A 16780-nucleotide genomic window follows, 5' to 3' on the forward strand; every position below is an offset into this window, starting at 1 on the left:
CACCTATTTTCTAGCCCTTACTTGGAGTAGAGCTCGACAATCAGGCTTTCGTTGATGTCGGCGGACAGATCACTGCGAGCAGGAACGTTCTTGAAAACGCCCGACTTCTTCTCAGTGTCTACTTCTACCCATTCTACGCGGCCACGTTGGGCACACAGATCGAGAGCTTGGACAATGCGAAGCTGGTTTTTTGCTTTCTCGCGAACTGCAACCACGTCACCAGCACGAACCTGATACGACGGAACGTTTACGGTCTGACCGTTAACGCTGATCGACTTGTGCGATACCAGTTGACGGGATTCGGCACGAGTCGAACCAAAGCCCATACGGTATACAACGTTGTCCAGACGGCATTCGAGCAGTTGCAGCAGGTTTTCACCGGTTGCACCTTTCTTGCCAGCAGCTTCTTTGTAGTAGCCGCTGAACTGACGCTCGAGAACGCCGTAGATACGACGGACCTTCTGCTTTTCACGCAGTTGGGTGCCGTAGTCGGACTGGCGACCGCGGCGCTGGCCGTGGATACCAGGTGCTGCTTCAATGTTGCACTTCGATTCGATCGCGCGCACGCCGCTCTTCAGGAAGAGATCGGTGCCTTCGCGACGAGCGAGTTTGCATTTTGGACCAATGTAACGAGCCATTCTTTACAATCTCCTGGATTACACGCGGCGCTTCTTCGGCGGACGGCACCCGTTGTGCGGGATTGGCGTCACGTCGGTGATGCTGGCGATCTTGTAGCCACAGCCGTTCAAAGCGCGGACTGCGGATTCACGACCTGGACCTGGACCCTTGACGTTGACGTCGAGGTTTTTCAGGCCGTATTCCAGCGCAGCTTGACCAGCACGTTCAGCAGCTACTTGAGCAGCGAACGGGGTGGACTTGCGGGAACCGCGGAAACCCGAACCACCGGAGGTAGCCCAGGAAAGAGCGTTACCTTGACGGTCGGTAATGGTCACGATGGTGTTGTTAAAAGATGCATGGATGTGGGCGATGCCATCAACCACTGTCTTTTTAACTTTTTTACGAGGACGAGCAGCAGGTTTTGCCATGATTAAATTCCTGTCGATTCGCTGGGGCGATTACTTGCGGATCGGCTTACGCGGACCTTTACGGGTACGCGCGTTGGTCTTGGTACGCTGACCGCGTACTGGCAGACCACGACGATGACGCAGACCGCGATAGCAACCGAGGTCCATCAAGCGCTTGATTTTCATGTTGATTTCGCGACGCAGGTCACCTTCAGTGGTGAACTTCGCCACTTCGCCACGCAGCTGTTCAATTTGCTCGTCGCTCAGATCTTTGATCTTTGCTGCTGGGTTTACCCCAGTCACTGCACAGATCTTCTGCGCAGTAGTGCGACCAACACCATAGATGTAGGTCAGCGAGATAACAGTATGCTTGTTATCTGGAATGTTAACGCCTGCAATACGGGCCATTCAGTGGGACTCCAATTGACAGCTACCTACGCCCCGGAAGCCAAGAAATAGGGCGCGAGATAATATCGCTGTAATAACAAATAATCAACCCGGTAGCGCACTAGCTACCGGGCTTGAAGCACAATCACACTCAGCCTTGGCGCTGTTTGTGACGCGGTTCCGCGCTGCAAATTACTCGAACAACACCTTCGCGGCGAATAATCTTGCAGTTACGGCACAGCTTTTTCACCGATGCACGAACTTTCATCACCAACTCCTCGAACCTTATGGGTACTCAGCGCAACATGCCGCTGCCGTAACCCTTCAGGTTGGCTTTCTTCATCAGGGATTCGTACTGGTGCGAAACGAGGTGCGATTGTACTTGGGACATGAAGTCCATCACAACCACGACCACGATCAGCAACGAGGTCCCGCCAAGGTAGAACGGAACGTTTGCTGCAACCACCAGGAATTGGGGCAACAGGCACACGGCCGTCATGTAAAGAGCACCGAACAGGGTCAAGCGGGTCAGAACGCCATCAATATAGCGCGCAGACTGCTCACCTGGACGAATGCCCGGAATAAAGGCACCGGACTTCTTCAGGTTTTCCGCTACGTCTTTCGGATTGAACATCAACGCCGTATAGAAGAAGCAGAAGAAAATAATCCCTGCACTAAACAGCAGAATATTCAACGGCTGACCAGGAGCGATCGACTGCGAGATGTCCTGCAACCAGCCCATACCTTCAGACTGACCGAACCAGGCACCCAACGAAGCCGGGAACAGCAAAATGCTGCTCGCGAAAATAGCCGGAATAACACCGGCCATGTTCACCTTCAGCGGCAAGTGGCTTGTCTGCGCAGCAAAAACCTTGCGGCCCTGCTGACGCTTGGCGTAGTGAACAGCGATACGACGCTGACCACGCTCAATGAACACCACGAAACCGATAATCGCTACTGCCAGCAAACCGATGGCAACCAGGGCGAAGATGTTGATATCGCCCTGACGCGCAGACTCGAAAGACTGCCCGATTGCTCTCGGAAGACCGGCGACGATACCCGAAAAAATCAACATCGAGATACCGTTGCCAACACCACGCTCAGTAATCTGCTCACCCAGCCACATCATGAACATCGCACCAGCCACAAATGTGGTTACCGCGACGAAATGGAAGCCAAAGTCACCAGTGAACGCGACGCCCTGCCCGGCCAGACCAATGGACATGCCAATAGCCTGGACCAGAGCGAGAGCGACGGTGAGGTAGCGGGTGTACTGGCTAATCTTGCGACGGCCAGCTTCACCTTCCTTCTTCAACTGCTCCAGCTGCGGGCTGACGGCGGTCATCAGTTGCATGATGATCGATGCCGAAATGTACGGCATGATCCCCAGTGCAAAGATGCTCATCCGTTCCAGCGCGCCGCCGGAGAACATGTTGAACAAGCTAAGAATGGTCCCCTCATTCTGTCGAAACAGGTCTGCGAGTCGGTCCGGGTTGATACCTGGAACCGGGATGTGTGCGCCTATTCGGTAGACGATAATCGCCAGGAACAGAAAACGCAGACGAGCCCAGAGTTCAGACATACCGCCTTTGCCGAGCGCAGAGAGAGCACCTTGCTTAGCCATTTATTCCTCGAACTTGCCGCCAGCTGCTTCGATAGCCGCACGCGCACCTTTGGTGGCGCCGATTCCCTTGCCGATAGTGACAGCGCGAGTCACTTCACCGGACAGCATGATTTTCACACGCTGTACGTTGACGTTGATCACGTTGGCATCTTTCAGGGACTGCACAGTAACGATGTCGCCTTCCACTTTGGCCAGCTCGGACAAACGCACTTCTGCGCGATCCATGGCTTTCAGGGAAACGAAACCGAACTTAGGCAGACGACGATGCAGCGGCTGTTGACCGCCTTCAAAGCCTGGAGCGATGGTGCCACCGGAGCGGGAGGTCTGACCTTTGTGACCACGGCCACCAGTCTTGCCCAAACCACTACCGATACCACGGCCCGGACGATGCTTTTCGCGACGGGAACCCGGCGCTGGACTCAGATCATTGAGTTTCATCGATTAACCCTCGACACGCAGCATGTAGTAAGCCTTGTTGATCATCCCGCGATTCTCGGGAGTATCCTGGACTTCTACAGTGTGACCGATGCGACGCAGACCCAGACCCTTAACGCACAGTTTGTGGTTAGGGATGCGGCCGGTCATGCTTTTGATCAGCGTAACTTTAACGGTAGCCATGATTACTTGATCTCCTCAACACGCAGGCCACGCTTGGCAGCGATGGACTCAGGAGACTGCATAGCCTTCAGACCCTTGAAAGTGGCGTGAACCACGTTTACCGGGTTAGTCGAGCCGTAGCACTTGGCCAGAACGTTCTGAACGCCAGCAACTTCGAGGACAGCACGCATAGCGCCGCCAGCGATGATACCGGTACCTTCAGAAGCAGGCTGCATGTACACCTTCGAAGCGCCGTGAGCGGACTTCATTGCGTACTGCAGAGTGGTGCCGTTCAGGTCAACTTGAATCATGTTGCGGCGAGCAGCTTCCATTGCCTTCTGGATCGCAGCAGGCACTTCACGCGACTTGCCACGGCCGAAGCCAACACGCCCTTTACCATCACCAACCACGGTCAACGCGGTGAAAGTGAAGATACGGCCGCCTTTAACGGTTTTGGCTACGCGGTTAACTTGAACCAGCTTCTCGATGTAGCCTTCGTCGCGCTTTTGGTCGTTATTTGACATAACTTAGAACTCCAGCCCAGCTTCACGAGCAGCATCAGCCAGCGCTTTAACGCGGCCATGGTACTTGAAGCCAGAGCGGTCGAAAGCCACTTGCGATACGCCAGCGGCCTTAGCACGCGTAGCGACCAGCTGGCCAACCTTTGTGGCCGCGTCGATGTTGCCAGTGGCACCATCACGCAGTTCTTTATCCAAAGTCGAGGCACTTGCCAGGACTTTGTTGCCGTCGGCCGAGATGACCTGGGCGTAGATGTGCTGCGACGAGCGGAACACGCAGAGACGCACGACTTCGAGTTCGTGCATTTTCAGGCGTGCTTTGCGAGCGCGACGCAGTCGAGTAACTTTTTTGTCGGTCATTTGCTATGCCCTACTTCTTCTTGGCTTCTTTACGACGGACGACTTCGTCCGCGTAGCGCACACCTTTGCCTTTGTACGGCTCTGGTGGACGGAAGTCGCGGATCTCGGCGGCCACTTGACCTACCAGCTGCTTGTCGATGCCCTTGATCAGGATATCGGTCTGGCTAGGAGTCTCAGCGGTGATGCCTTCCGGCAGTTCGTAATCCACTGGGTGCGAGAAGCCAAGAGCCAGGTTCAGAACCTGACCTTTTGCTTGCGCTTTGTAACCAACACCGACCAGCTGGAGCTTGCGCTCGAAGCCTTGGCTTACGCCTTGGACCATGTTGTTTACCAACGCACGCGTGGTACCGGCCATTGCGCGAGTTTGTTGATCGCCATTGCGAGCAGCGAAACGCAGCTCACCAGCTTCTTCAACGATCTCAACGGACGAATGGATGTTCAGTTCAAGAGTGCCCTTGGCACCCTTCACCGAAAGCTGTTGGCCTGCGAATTTGACTTCGACACCGGCTGGCAGCTTAACGGGGTTCTTAGCGACGCGAGACATGCTTATCCCCCCTTAGAACACAGTGCAAAGAACTTCGCCGCCGACACCGGCAGCGCGCGCAGCACGATCAGTCATCACACCTTTGTTGGTGGAGACGATAGACACGCCAAGACCGCCACGAACTTTCGGCAGATCTTCAACGGACTTGTACTGACGCAGGCCTGGACGACTAACGCGCTTCACTTCTTCGATAACCGGACGGCCTTCGAAGTACTTCAGCGAGATGGACAGCGACGGCTTGGCGTCGGTGGTGATCTGAAAATCCGCGATGTAACCTTCGTCCTTCAGGACTTTTGCTACAGCAGCCTTCAACGTGGAAGACGGCATGCTTACGACAGACTTTTCAGCCATCTGGGCATTACGGATTCGAGTTAGCATGTCCGCTAACGGGTCCTGCATACTCATGGGCTAGACGCTCCTAATACAAAAAAATTAGCCTTGCGGCTACTACTTGTCGCCGAGAACTTCCGGGCAGAAAAACACGGGCTCAGGCGAGCCGGTCATTCTAGACACACCCCAGAAATGAATCAAGCCCCAAAAGGGGCTTGATTCAGATTCAAGGCCACCGATGGTCAGGTTCTTGCGAACCCGAACATCGAGACTTTGACAACTGTTACCAGCTGGCTTTAACCAGACCTGGTACGTCACCACGCATTGCAGCTTGACGCAGCATGTTACGGCCGAGGCCGAACTTGCGGTACACGCCGTGCGGACGACCAGTCAGGCGGCAACGGTTACGCATGCGCGAAGCGCTTGCGTCACGTGGTTGCTTCTGCAGAGCTACGGTAGCTTCCCAACGCGCTTCTGGACTTGCGTTCAGATCGACGATGATAGCTTTCAGCGCTGCACGCTTGGTGGCGTACTTGGCAACGGTGAGCTGACGCTTCAGCTCACGGTTCTTCATGCTCTTCTTGGCCATTTTCCTACTCCAATCAGTTGCGGAACGGGAATTTGAAAGCACGCAGCAGAGCGCGGCCTTCATCATCGTTCTTGGCAGTGGTGGTCAGGGTAATGTCCAGACCGCGGAGAGCATCGATCTTGTCGTAGTCGATTTCCGGGAAAATGATCTGCTCTTTCACGCCCATGCTGTAGTTGCCACGACCATCGAAGGACTTGGCATTCAGGCCGCGGAAGTCGCGAACCCGAGGCAGGGAGATCGACAGCAGACGATCCAGGAACTCGTACATACGCTCACGACGCAGGGTCACTTTGACGCCGATCGGCCATCCTTCGCGGACTTTGAAGCCAGCGATGGATTTACGAGCGTAGGTCACAACGACTTTCTGGCCGGTGATCTTTTCCAGGTCAGCAACAGCGTGCTCGATGACTTTTTTGTCGCCGATCGCTTCGCCCAGACCCATGTTCAGGGTGATTTTGGTAACGCGCGGAACTTCCATCACGTTCGAAAGCTTAAGTTCTTCCTTAAGTTTCGGAGCGATTTCCTTCCGGTAAATCTCTTTTAGTCGTGCCATGGTCTTCTACCTAGCAGTGTTCAAGCATCAACCGCTTTTTGGGTCGACTTGAAGACACGAATTTTCTTACCGTCTTCTACTTTGAAACCAACGCGGTCAGCCTTGTTGGTTTCGCCGTTGAAGATGGCGACGTTGGAAGCGTGCAGTGGCGCTTCTTTCTCGACGATACCGCCCTGTACGCCCGACATCGGGTTAGGCTTGGTATGACGCTTGACCAGGTTCAGACCACCAACAACCAGACGGTTGTCAGCAAGAACCTTCAGCACCTTACCGCGCTTACCTTTGTCTTTGCCGGCGATCACGATGATCTCGTCGTCACGACGAATCTTTTGCATGTCGGATCTCCTTACAGCACTTCTGGGGCGAGCGAGACGATCTTCATGAACTTCTCAGTACGAAGCTCACGGGTCACTGGCCCAAAGATACGGGTGCCGATCGGCTCTTGCTTGTTGTTCAGAAGAACAGCAGCGTTGCCATCAAAGCGGATAATGGAGCCATCAGCACGACGTACGCCGTGACGAGTGCGGACTACAACAGCAGTCATCACTTGGCCTTTTTTCACTTTACCGCGAGGAATTGCTTCCTTCACGGTAACTTTGATGATGTCACCGATACCAGCGTAACGACGATGGGAGCCACCCAGCACCTTGATGCACATAACACGGCGAGCGCCGCTGTTATCGGCCACATCGAGCATGGATTGAGTCTGAATCATATAATTTCTCCGACCCCTAGCCCTTAGACTTCCACAGCGCGTTCGAGAACATCAACCAGCGCCCAAGACTTGGTCTTGGCCATCGGACGAGTTTCACGAATAGTGACTTTGTCGCCGATGTGGCACTGATTGGTTTCGTCGTGCGCGTGCAGCTTAGTCGAACGCTTAACGTATTTACCGTAGATCGGGTGCTTTACGCGACGCTCGATCAGAACGGTGATGGTTTTGTCCATCTTGTCGCTGACAACACGGCCAGTCAGCGTACGGACAGTTTTTTCGGCTTCAGCCATGATCACTTACCTGCCTGCTGGTTGAGCACAGTCTTCACGCGAGCGATGTCACGCTTAACTTGCGAGAGCAGATGAGACTGCCCCAACTGGCCAGTTGCTTTCTGCATACGCAGATTGAACTGGTCGCGCAGCAAGCCGAGCAGTTGCTCGTTCAGCTGCTGTGCGGATTTTTCACGAAGTTCATTCGCTTTCATCACATCACCGTCCGTTTAACAAAGGAGGTGGCGAGCGGCAGCTTTGCAGCAGCCAGGGCGAAAGCCTCACGCGCCAGCTCTTCAGAAACACCCTCGATTTCATACAGGACTTTGCCTGGCTGAATCTGGGCAACCCAGTACTCCACGTTACCCTTACCTTTACCCATACGAACCTCGAGAGGTTTCTTGGAGATCGGCTTGTCCGGGAATACACGGATCCAGATCTTGCCGCCACGTTTTACGTGACGGGTCAGAGCACGACGCGCTGACTCGATCTGACGAGCGGTGAGACGACCACGAGCAACAGACTTCAGCGCGAACTCGCCGAAGCTGACTTTGCTACCGCGCAGTGCCAGACCACGGTTGTGGCCGGTCATCTGCTTGCGGAACTTCGTACGCTTTGGTTGCAACATTTGGCGTACCCCTTACTTAGCAGCTTTTTTACGAGGCGCTGGTGCTTGTGGTTTCAGTTCTTCTTGGCGACCACCAATAACTTCGCCTTTGAAGATCCAAACCTTTACACCGATCACACCGTAAGTGGTGTGAGCTTCGTAGTTGGCATAGTCGATGTCGGCACGCAGGGTGTGCAGTGGCACACGACCTTCGCGATACCATTCAGTACGTGCGATTTCAGCACCGCCGAGACGACCGCTCACTTGGATTTTGATGCCTTTGGCACCAATGCGCATGGCGTTCTGTACAGCGCGCTTCATAGCGCGACGGAACATTACACGACGCTCCAGCTGCTGAGCTACGCTCTGCGCAACCAGCATACCGTCGAGTTCCGGCTTGCGGATCTCTTCGATATTGATGTGCACAGGCACACCCATTTGCTTGGTCAGGTCCTGACGCAGTTTCTCAACATCTTCACCTTTCTTCCCGATAACGATACCTGGACGAGCGGTGTGGATGGTGATGCGTGCAGTTTGGGCCGGACGATGGATATCGATACGGCTTACGGACGCGCTTTTTAGTTTGTCTTGGAGATACTCACGCACTTTCAGATCTGCGAACAAGTAGTCCGCATAAGTCCGACCGTCTGCGTACCAGACGGAGGTGTGCTCCTTGACGATTCCCAGGCGAATGCCAATGGGATGTACTTTCTGACCCATCTCTTCGACTCCGTTACTTGTCAGCAACCTTGACAGTGATATGGCAAGACCGCTTGACGATGCGATCAGCACGGCCTTTGGCACGTGGCATGATGCGCTTCAGCGAACGCCCTTCGTTGACGAAAACGGTGCTGACCTTGAGGTCATCAACGTCTGCGCCTTCGTTATGCTCGGCGTTGGCTACGGCCGACTCCAGCACTTTCTTCATGATCTCGGCGGCTTTCTTACTGCTGAAAGCCAACAGGTTGAGCGCTTCGCCCACCTTCTTCCCGCGGATCTGGTCGGCGACCAAGCGGGCTTTCTGGGCGGAGATTCGAGCGCCCGACAACTTAGCGGCTACTTCCATTTCCTTACCCCTTAACGCTTGGCTTTCTTGTCAGCCACGTGCCCGCGATAGTTGCGGGTACCGGCGAACTCGCCCAGTTTGTGGCCGACCATGTCTTCGTTAACGAGAACTGGGACGTGCTGACGACCGTTGTGTACTGCGATGGTCAGACCGACCATTTGTGGCAGGATCATCGAACGACGCGACCAGGTTTTAATTGGTTTGCGATCGTTCTTTTCCGCCGCCACTTCGATCTTCTTCAGTAGGTGAAGATCAATAAAAGGACCTTTTTTCAGAGAACGTGGCACTGTCGTATCCCTCTATTTACTTGCGACGACGGACGATCATTTTGTCGGTACGCTTATTACCACGAGTCTTCGCGCCCTTAGTCGGGAAGCCCCATGGCGATACCGGATGACGACCACCAGAGGTACGACCTTCACCACCACCATGTGGGTGGTCAACCGGGTTCATGGCAACACCACGAACGGTTGGGCGAACGCCACGCCAGCGTTTGGCACCAGCTTTACCCAGCGAACGCAGGCTGTGCTCGGAGTTCGAGACCTCACCCAGGGTCGCACGGCATTCAGCCAGGACTTTACGCATTTCACCGGAACGCAGACGCAGGGTCACGTAGACACCTTCACGAGCGATCAGCTGAGCCGAAGCACCAGCGGAACGAGCGATCTGTGCACCTTTACCTGGCTTCAATTCGATGCCGTGTACGGTAGAACCGACTGGAATGTTGCGCAGTTGCAGAGCGTTGCCTGGCTTGATTGGAGCCAGAGCGCCTGCGATCAGCTGGTCGCCAGCACTCACGCCTTTAGGGGCGATGATGTAGCGGCGCTCGCCGTCTGCGTAGCACAGCAGTGCGATGTGAGCAGTACGGTTTGGATCGTATTCGATACGCTCGACAGTGGCGACGATGCCATCTTTGTCGTTGCGACGGAAATCGACCATACGGTAATGCTGCTTATGACCACCACCGATGTGACGAGTGGTAATACGGCCATTGTTGTTACGACCACCAGACTTCGATTTTTTCTCGAGCAGCGGTGCGTGAGGAGCGCCTTTATGCAGCTCCTGGTTGACCACCTTGACCACAAAACGGCGGCCAGGGGAAGTCGGTTTGCATTTAACGATTGCCATGATGCACCCCTTCCTTACTCAGCACTGCTGCTGAAATCGAGATCTTGGCCTGGCTGAAGGGAGATAACTGCCTTCTTCCAGTCATTACGCTTGCCCAGACCGCGAGCAGTGCGCTTGCTCTTACCCAGAACATTCAGGGTAGTGACGCGCTCTACTTTCACGCTGAACAGGCTTTCGACGGCCTTCTTGATTTCCAGCTTGGTTGCATCGGTAGCAACCTTGAAAACGAACTGGCCTTTCTTGTCTGCCAGAACCGTAGCCTTCTCGGAAACGTGCGGGCCAAGCAGAACTTTAAATACGCGTTCCTGGTTCATCCCAGCAGCTCCTCGAATTTCTTCACGGCCGACACGGTGATCAACACCTTGTCGTATGCGATCAGACTAACTGGATCGGAACCTTGCACGTCACGTACATCTACGTGCGGCAGGTTGCGAGCAGCCAGGTACAGGTTCTGATCAACAGCGTCCGACACGATCAGAACGTCGGTCAGGCTCATGTTGTTCAGTTTGCCCAGCAGATCTTTGGTTTTCGGAGTTTCAACAGCGAAATCCTGAACCACGACCAGACGATCAGTACGCACCAGCTCAGCAAGGATGGAACGCATTGCTGCGCGATACATCTTCTTGTTCAGCTTCTGGGAGTGATCCTGTGGACGAGCTGCGAAAGTGGTACCGCCGCCACGCCAGATTGGGCTACGGATAGTACCGGCACGAGCACGGCCAGTACCTTTCTGACGCCATGGGCGCTTGCCGCCACCACGAACGTCGGAACGGGTCTTCTGCTGCTTGCTACCTTGACGGCCGCCGGCCATGTAGGCCACGACTGCTTGGTGAACCAGCGTCTCGTTGAATTCGCCGCCAAATGTCAGTTCGGAAACTTCGATCGCTTGAGCGTCATTTACATTTAATTGCATGTCAGCTTCCCCTTAACCGCGAGCCTTGGCTGCTGGACGTACAACCAGGTTGCCGCCAGTAGCGCCAGGAACAGCACCCTTGACCAACAACAGATTGCGTTCAGCGTCCACGCGCACTACTTCCAGGGACTGCACGGTCACGCGCTCAGCGCCCATATGACCGGACATTTTTTTGCCCTTGAATACACGACCAGGAGTCTGGCACTGGCCGATAGAGCCTGGGACGCGGTGGGATACGGAGTTACCGTGGGTGTTATCTTGCCCGCGGAAATTCCAACGCTTGATCGTACCCTGGAAGCCTTTACCCTTGGACTGACCGGTTACATCAACCAGTTGACCAGCGGCGAAGATTTCAGCGTTGATCAGATCGCCAGCCTGGTACTCGCCTTCTTCAAGGCGGAATTCCATGGTGGTGCGACCAGCGGCAACGTTCGCTTTAGCGAAGTGGCCAGCCTGAGCTGCTGTTACACGCGAAGCGCGACGCTCGCCGACAGTGACTTGCACTGCACGATAGCCATCGGTCTCTTCAGTTTTGAACTGGGTGACGCGATTCGGCTCGATCTCAATGACCGTGACCGGAATGGAGACACCTTCTTCGGTGAAAATACGGGTCATACCGCATTTACGACCGACTACACCAATAGTCATGTTGTAAACCTCATGAGTGTACGGGGCTTTCACCCGCTATGGCCGCCCATTTCAGAGCGTTACACGACCAAGACCGAGTCTTAGCCGAGGCTGATCTGCACTTCCACACCGGCCGCAAGATCAAGCTTCATCAGCGCGTCAACGGTTTTATCCGTTGGCTGGACGATGTCCAGAACACGCTTATGAGTGCGGATCTCGTACTGGTCACGCGCGTCTTTGTTGACGTGCGGGGAAACCAGAACGGTGAACCGCTCTTTACGGGTAGGCAGTGGAATTGGACCACGCACTTGAGCACCAGTACGTTTCGCGGTTTCCACGATTTCCTGGGTTGATTGGTCGATCAGGCGATGGTCAAAAGCCTTCAACCTGATACGGATTTGCTGATTTTGCATTGGATTTCAGACTCCGGCTGCTATTCCCACCGGGCGCAATACGCCCGTTAAAAGGAGGCGCAATTCTATAGACGCCCCCGATAGGTGTCAACCCAATAAAAAAGCCCCCGCTGAGCGGGGGCTTTTTCAATCCATCAAGCTGACTTTAAAAGTCTTACTCGATGATTTTGGCTACGACGCCAGCGCCGACGGTACGACCGCCTTCACGGATAGCGAAACGCAGACCATCTTCCATCGCGATGGTTTTGATCAGGGTAACAGTCATCTGAATGTTGTCACCTGGCATTACCATTTCAACGCCTTCTGGCAGCTCGCAGTTACCAGTCACGTCAGTAGTACGGAAGTAGAACTGTGGACGGTAGCCTTTGAAGAACGGAGTGTGACGACCGCCTTCTTCCTTGCTCAGAACGTAAACTTCTGCGGTGAACTTGGTGTGCGGCTTGACCGAACCTGGCTTGACCAGAACCTGGCCACGCTCAACGTCGTCACGCTTGGTACCACGCAGCAGAACGCCGCAGTTCTCGCCAGCACGACCTTCGTCGAGCAGCTTGCGGAACATTTCAACACCGGTGCAAGTAGTAACGGTGGTGTCACGCAGACCAACGATTTCCAGCGGATCCTGAACGCGAACGATACCGCGCTCGATACGACCAGTCACAACAGTACCGCGACCCGAGATCGAGAATACGTCTTCGATTGGCATCAGGAATGGCTTGTCGATCATACGAACTGGTTCTGGGATGTAGGCATCCAGAGTTTCAACCAGTTTCTTGACGGCAGTGGTGCCCATCTCGTTGTCGTCTTTGCCTTCCAGCGCCATACGAGCCGAACCGATGATGATCGGAGTGTCGTCGCCCGGGAAGTCGTAAGTCGACAGCAGGTCACGAACCTCCATCTCAACCAGCTCCAGCAGCTCAGCGTCGTCTACCAGGTCAGCCTTGTTCAGGAAGACCACGATGTACGGAACGCCAACCTGACGGGACAGCAGGATGTGCTCACGGGTTTGCGGCATCGGACCATCAGCGGCCGAGCAAACCAGGATAGCGCCGTCCATCTGAGCAGCACCGGTGATCATGTTCTTCACGTAGTCAGCGTGACCTGGGCAGTCAACGTGAGCGTAGTGACGGATCTTCGAGTTGTACTCAACGTGCGCGGTGTTGATGGTGATACCGCGAGCTTTTTCTTCTGGTGCGCTGTCGATCTTGTCGAAGTCAACGATTGCAGAACCGAAAACTTCGGAGCAAACGCGAGTCAGAGCAGCAGTCAGAGTGGTTTTACCGTGGTCAACGTGACCGATGGTGCCAACGTTGACGTGCGGTAGGGAACGATCAAATTTTTCTTTAGCCACGACAATTAACTCCTAGCCTAAAGGGGCTGAATCAGCCTTGTTTTTTGGTTACGGATTCGACGATGTGCGACGGAGCCGTATCATATTTTTTGAATTCCATAGAGTAGCTTGCGCGACCCTGGGACATGGAACGAACGTCGGTCGCATAACCGAACATCTCACCCAGTGGAACCTCGGCACGGATAACCTTGCCGGACACTGTGTCTTCCATACCCTGGATCATGCCGCGACGACGGTTAAGGTCGCCCATCACATCACCCATATAGTCTTCAGGCGTAACAACCTCTACCGCCATGATCGGCTCGAGCAACTCACCACCACCCTTCTGGGCCAGTTGCTTGGTCGCCATGGAAGCAGCCACTTTAAACGCCATCTCGTTGGAGTCGACGTCGTGGTAAGAACCATCGAACACGGTAGCCTTCAGGCCGATCAGCGGATAGCCGGCAACAACGCCGTTCTTCATCTGCTCTTCGATACCCTTCTGGATAGCCGGGATGTATTCCTTAGGAACCACACCACCTACAACTTCGTTCACGAATTGCAGACCTTCCTGACCTTCGTCAGCAGGAGCAAAACGGATCCAGCAGTGACCGAACTGGCCGCGACCACCGGACTGACGAACGAACTTGCCTTCGATTTCACAGTTCTTCGTGATGCGCTCACGATACGAAACCTGAGGCTTGCCGATGTTGGCTTCGACGTTGAACTCACGGCGCATCCGGTCAACCAGGATGTCCAGGTGCAGCTCGCCCATGCCGGAGATGATCGTCTGACCAGTCTCTTCATCAGTTTTAACACGGAAAGACGGGTCTTCCTGAGCAAGCTTGCCCAGAGCGATACCCATTTTTTCCTGGTCATCCTTGGTCTTAGGCTCTACGGCAACCGAAATAACCGGCTCCGGGAAGTCCATGCGAACCAGGATGATTGGCTTGTCAGCGTTGCAGAGGGTTTCACCAGTGGTGACGTCCTTCATGCCGATCAGGGCCGCGATGTCACCAGCGCGTACTTCCTTGATCTCTTCACGGGCGTTTGCGTGCATTTGCACCATACGACCCACGCGCTCTTTCTTGCCTTTGACCGAGTTGATCACGCCGTCGCCGGAGTTCAACACGCCCGAGTAAACGCGAACGAAGGTCAGAGTACCCACGAATGGGTCGGTAGCGATCTTGAACGCCAGAGCCGCGAAAGGCTCGTTGTCGTCTGCATGACGCTCCATCTCTTCTTCCTCGTTATCAGGGTTGGAACCCTTGATAGCAGGAATGTCGGTCGGAGCAGGCAGGTAGTCGATAACGGCGTCGAGAACCAGGGGAACGCCCTTGTTCTTGAACGAAGAACCGCAAACGGCCAGAACGATTTCGCCGGCGATAGTACGCTGACGCAAAGCAGCCTTGATCTCTTCGATCGACAGCTCTTCGCCTTCCAGGTACTTGTTCATCAGCTCTTCGTTGGCTTCGGCGGCAGCTTCAACCATGTTGTTGCGCCACTCTTCCGCCAGCTCCTGCAGCTCGGCAGGAATGTCCTTGCGAACAGGGACCATACCTTTGTCAGAGTCATTCCAGTAAACAGCTTGCATGTTGATCAGATCGATCTGACCCTGGAAGTTGTCTTCGGAACCGATGGCCAACTGGATCGGCACCGGAGTGTGACCCAGACGCTGCTTGATCTGACCGATCACGCGCAGGAAGTTGGCGCCGGCACGGTCCATCTTGTTTACGTAAACAAGACGTGGAACGCCGTATTTGTTGGCTTGACGCCATACGGTTTCCGACTGCGGCTCAACACCCGAAGTACCGCAGAACACAACGACAGCGCCGTCGAGTACGCGCAGGGAACGCTCAACTTCAATGGTGAAGTCAACGTGGCCCGGGGTATCGATTACGTTGAAACGGTGCTCGTGAGAGTACTGCTTCTCGGAACCTTTCCAGAAGGCGGTAATGGCAGCAGAAGTAATGGTAATACCACGCTCCTGCTCCTGAACCATCCAGTCTGTGGTCGCGGCGCCATCATGCACCTCGCCCATTTTGTGACTTTTGCCGGTGTAAAACAGCACGCGCTCGGTGGTGGTGGTTTTACCAGCATCCACGTGAGCGACGATACCGATGTTACGGTAGCGGCTAATCGGAGTAGTACGAGCCATAAAGCCCTCGCAAAATTAGTGAAGCTAAAATTAGAAGCGGTAGTGCGAGAAAGCTTTGTTAGCTTCGGCCATACGGTGCACGTCTTCACGCTTCTTAACAGCAGCACCTTTACCTTCAGCAGCATCCAGCAGTTCGCCAGCCAAACGCAGAGCCATAGACTTCTCGCCGCGCTTACGGGCGAAGTCTACCAACCAGCGCATTGCCAGAGCGTTACGACGGGAAGGACGAACCTCGACCGGAACCTGGTAAGTAGCACCACCAACGCGGCGCGACTTCACTTCGACCAGCGGAGCGATGGCGTCGAGTGCTTTTTCGAAGAGTTCCAGGGGATCGGTGCCAGCCTTACGGGCCGCAACGGTTTCCAGGGCACCATAAACGATACGCTCGGCAACGGCTTTCTTGCCGCTTTCCATAACGTGGTTCATGAATTTGGCGAGGATCTGGCTTCCGTATTTCGGATCGTCCAGAATCTCACGCTTTGCTGCTACGCGACGTCTTGGCATGATAAGCCCTCAAGCGGTCTTCAGGTTAGCTCGGGACAGATCCAGAGGATGCGTGCCCGACCTTACTCTTATCGACTCAATAAAATAAAAATCTGCAAAACGGCCGATTACTTCGGACGCTTGGTACCGTACTTCGAGCGACCCTGGTTACGGCCTTTAACGCCGGAAGTATCCAAGGAGCCGCGAACGGTGTGGTAACGAACACCTGGCAAGTCTTTTACACGACCGCCGCGGATCAGTACCACGCTGTGCTCTTGCAGGTTGTGGCCTTCACCACCGATGTACGAGGAAACCTCGAAACCGTTGGTCAGACGCACACGGCATACTTTACGCAGTGCCGAGTTAGGTTTTTTCGGCGTGGTGGTGTACACACGGGTGCACACGCCACGACGTTGCGGGCAGTTCTGCAGCGCAGGTACGTCGGATTTCTCGACGATACGCTTACGCGGCTGACGTACCAGCTGGTTGATAGTTGCCATCTACTAGCTCCACTGTTGTCTTGCGACGCTATTGTCTTGCAAGAAAA

30 protein-coding genes are annotated in these 16780 nt (G+C 54.7%); all 30 read right to left on the reverse strand.

The annotated features are described in order from the left end of the window. Positions 1 to 17: 17 nt before the first annotated feature. Positions 18 to 638, reverse strand: coding sequence for a 30S ribosomal protein S4 (rpsD, locus tag KVG87_RS23945; protein WP_003176404.1), 621 nt, complete (start codon positions 636 to 638; stop codon positions 18 to 20). An 18-nt stretch (positions 639 to 656) separates the two neighbouring features. Beyond that, complete coding sequence (gene rpsK, locus KVG87_RS23950; RefSeq protein ID WP_002555466.1) at positions 657 to 1046, reverse strand: 30S ribosomal protein S11; 390 nt, start codon at positions 1044 to 1046, stop codon at positions 657 to 659. Between the two features lie 30 nt (positions 1047 to 1076). Next, positions 1077 to 1433, reverse strand: a complete 357-nt coding sequence (rpsM, locus tag KVG87_RS23955) for a 30S ribosomal protein S13 (RefSeq protein ID WP_003186020.1) — start codon at positions 1431 to 1433, stop codon at positions 1077 to 1079. A 130-nt stretch (positions 1434 to 1563) separates the two neighbouring features. Beyond that, complete coding sequence (rpmJ, locus tag KVG87_RS23960; RefSeq protein WP_002555468.1) at positions 1564 to 1680, reverse strand: 50S ribosomal protein L36; 117 nt, start codon at positions 1678 to 1680, stop codon at positions 1564 to 1566. A gap of 27 nt (positions 1681 to 1707) precedes the next feature. After that, on the reverse strand, positions 1708 to 3036 hold the full coding sequence (secY, locus tag KVG87_RS23965) for a preprotein translocase subunit SecY (protein ID WP_016772945.1): 1329 nt from the start codon (positions 3034 to 3036) through the stop codon (positions 1708 to 1710). Next, a complete protein-coding gene (rplO, locus tag KVG87_RS23970; RefSeq protein WP_003228720.1) occupies positions 3037 to 3474 on the reverse strand; it encodes a 50S ribosomal protein L15 in 438 nt (145 codons plus the stop codon). Between the two features lie 3 nt (positions 3475 to 3477). After that, complete coding sequence (rpmD, locus tag KVG87_RS23975; protein ID WP_003176408.1) at positions 3478 to 3654, reverse strand: 50S ribosomal protein L30; 177 nt, start codon at positions 3652 to 3654, stop codon at positions 3478 to 3480. Between the two features lie 2 nt (positions 3655 to 3656). Further along, positions 3657 to 4157: a 30S ribosomal protein S5 gene (gene rpsE, locus KVG87_RS23980; protein ID WP_007955637.1), complete on the reverse strand. Its 501-nt coding sequence runs from the start codon at positions 4155 to 4157 to the stop codon at positions 3657 to 3659. A 3-nt stretch (positions 4158 to 4160) separates the two neighbouring features. After that, positions 4161 to 4511, reverse strand: a complete 351-nt coding sequence (gene rplR / locus KVG87_RS23985; RefSeq protein ID WP_003186037.1) for a 50S ribosomal protein L18 — start codon at positions 4509 to 4511, stop codon at positions 4161 to 4163. Positions 4512 to 4521: 10 nt separating this feature from the next. After that, positions 4522 to 5055 carry a 50S ribosomal protein L6 gene (rplF, locus tag KVG87_RS23990; protein WP_003228722.1) on the reverse strand — a complete coding sequence of 178 codons (534 nt, stop codon included), beginning with the start codon at positions 5053 to 5055 and terminating at the stop codon, positions 4522 to 4524. 12 nt (positions 5056 to 5067) lie between these two features. After that, positions 5068 to 5460: a 30S ribosomal protein S8 gene (gene rpsH, locus KVG87_RS23995; RefSeq protein ID WP_016772944.1), complete on the reverse strand. Its 393-nt coding sequence runs from the start codon at positions 5458 to 5460 to the stop codon at positions 5068 to 5070. A 208-nt stretch (positions 5461 to 5668) separates the two neighbouring features. After that, positions 5669 to 5974: a 30S ribosomal protein S14 gene (rpsN, locus tag KVG87_RS24000; protein ID WP_003186042.1), complete on the reverse strand. Its 306-nt coding sequence runs from the start codon at positions 5972 to 5974 to the stop codon at positions 5669 to 5671. Between the two features lie 13 nt (positions 5975 to 5987). Next, positions 5988 to 6527: a 50S ribosomal protein L5 gene (gene rplE, locus KVG87_RS24005; RefSeq protein ID WP_003210069.1), complete on the reverse strand. Its 540-nt coding sequence runs from the start codon at positions 6525 to 6527 to the stop codon at positions 5988 to 5990. A gap of 20 nt (positions 6528 to 6547) precedes the next feature. Next, a complete protein-coding gene (gene rplX, locus KVG87_RS24010) occupies positions 6548 to 6862 on the reverse strand; it encodes a 50S ribosomal protein L24 (RefSeq protein ID WP_003186046.1) in 315 nt (104 codons plus the stop codon). A gap of 11 nt (positions 6863 to 6873) precedes the next feature. Then, positions 6874 to 7242 (reverse strand): 50S ribosomal protein L14, encoded by a 369-nt coding sequence (gene rplN / locus KVG87_RS24015; RefSeq protein WP_002555479.1) that lies wholly within the window; start codon positions 7240 to 7242, stop codon positions 6874 to 6876. A 23-nt stretch (positions 7243 to 7265) separates the two neighbouring features. Then, positions 7266 to 7532, reverse strand: coding sequence for a 30S ribosomal protein S17 (gene rpsQ / locus KVG87_RS24020; RefSeq protein WP_003194644.1), 267 nt, complete (start codon positions 7530 to 7532; stop codon positions 7266 to 7268). Between the two features lie 2 nt (positions 7533 to 7534). Further along, a complete protein-coding gene (rpmC, locus tag KVG87_RS24025; RefSeq protein WP_002555481.1) occupies positions 7535 to 7726 on the reverse strand; it encodes a 50S ribosomal protein L29 in 192 nt (63 codons plus the stop codon). After that, the gene (rplP, locus tag KVG87_RS24030; protein ID WP_003228729.1) at positions 7726 to 8139 is read right to left on the reverse strand and encodes a 50S ribosomal protein L16; all 414 of its coding nucleotides are present in this window, start codon (positions 8137 to 8139) and stop codon (positions 7726 to 7728) included. The genes rpmC and rplP overlap by 1 nt, the downstream gene beginning before the upstream one ends. A 12-nt stretch (positions 8140 to 8151) precedes the next feature. After that, positions 8152 to 8838, reverse strand: coding sequence for a 30S ribosomal protein S3 (rpsC, locus tag KVG87_RS24035; RefSeq protein ID WP_003176422.1), 687 nt, complete (start codon positions 8836 to 8838; stop codon positions 8152 to 8154). Positions 8839 to 8851: 13 nt separating this feature from the next. Further along, complete coding sequence (gene rplV / locus KVG87_RS24040; RefSeq protein ID WP_003103908.1) at positions 8852 to 9184, reverse strand: 50S ribosomal protein L22; 333 nt, start codon at positions 9182 to 9184, stop codon at positions 8852 to 8854. An 11-nt stretch (positions 9185 to 9195) separates the two neighbouring features. After that, on the reverse strand, positions 9196 to 9471 hold the full coding sequence (rpsS, locus tag KVG87_RS24045) for a 30S ribosomal protein S19 (protein ID WP_011336172.1): 276 nt from the start codon (positions 9469 to 9471) through the stop codon (positions 9196 to 9198). A 16-nt stretch (positions 9472 to 9487) separates the two neighbouring features. After that, positions 9488 to 10312, reverse strand: a complete 825-nt coding sequence (rplB, locus tag KVG87_RS24050; protein WP_016772943.1) for a 50S ribosomal protein L2 — start codon at positions 10310 to 10312, stop codon at positions 9488 to 9490. Between the two features lie 14 nt (positions 10313 to 10326). Further along, positions 10327 to 10626: a 50S ribosomal protein L23 gene (gene rplW, locus KVG87_RS24055; RefSeq protein ID WP_002555488.1), complete on the reverse strand. Its 300-nt coding sequence runs from the start codon at positions 10624 to 10626 to the stop codon at positions 10327 to 10329. Continuing rightward, positions 10623 to 11225 (reverse strand): 50S ribosomal protein L4, encoded by a 603-nt coding sequence (gene rplD / locus KVG87_RS24060; RefSeq protein ID WP_003228735.1) that lies wholly within the window; start codon positions 11223 to 11225, stop codon positions 10623 to 10625. Before rplD ends, rplW begins: the two co-directional genes overlap by 4 nt. 12 nt (positions 11226 to 11237) lie before the next feature. Further along, entirely contained in the window at positions 11238 to 11873 is a 636-nt protein-coding gene (rplC, locus tag KVG87_RS24065; protein ID WP_003228738.1) for a 50S ribosomal protein L3, read from the reverse strand. Between the two features lie 80 nt (positions 11874 to 11953). Next, on the reverse strand, positions 11954 to 12265 hold the full coding sequence (rpsJ, locus tag KVG87_RS24070; protein ID WP_003186070.1) for a 30S ribosomal protein S10: 312 nt from the start codon (positions 12263 to 12265) through the stop codon (positions 11954 to 11956). Between the two features lie 154 nt (positions 12266 to 12419). Next, complete coding sequence (tuf, locus tag KVG87_RS24075; RefSeq protein WP_064361246.1) at positions 12420 to 13613, reverse strand: elongation factor Tu; 1194 nt, start codon at positions 13611 to 13613, stop codon at positions 12420 to 12422. Between the two features lie 31 nt (positions 13614 to 13644). Then, positions 13645 to 15750: an elongation factor G gene (gene fusA, locus KVG87_RS24080; RefSeq protein ID WP_016772942.1), complete on the reverse strand. Its 2106-nt coding sequence runs from the start codon at positions 15748 to 15750 to the stop codon at positions 13645 to 13647. A gap of 30 nt (positions 15751 to 15780) precedes the next feature. Further along, positions 15781 to 16254 carry a 30S ribosomal protein S7 gene (gene rpsG / locus KVG87_RS24085; RefSeq protein WP_016772941.1) on the reverse strand — a complete coding sequence of 158 codons (474 nt, stop codon included), beginning with the start codon at positions 16252 to 16254 and terminating at the stop codon, positions 15781 to 15783. Between the two features lie 107 nt (positions 16255 to 16361). Then, the gene (gene rpsL / locus KVG87_RS24090) at positions 16362 to 16733 is read right to left on the reverse strand and encodes a 30S ribosomal protein S12 (protein ID WP_003186084.1); all 372 of its coding nucleotides are present in this window, start codon (positions 16731 to 16733) and stop codon (positions 16362 to 16364) included. Positions 16734 to 16780: the final 47 nt, after the last annotated feature.

The organism is Pseudomonas siliginis, from assembly GCF_019145195.1.
In the GTDB taxonomy this organism is placed as follows: Bacteria; Pseudomonadota; Gammaproteobacteria; order Pseudomonadales; family Pseudomonadaceae; genus Aquipseudomonas; species Aquipseudomonas siliginis.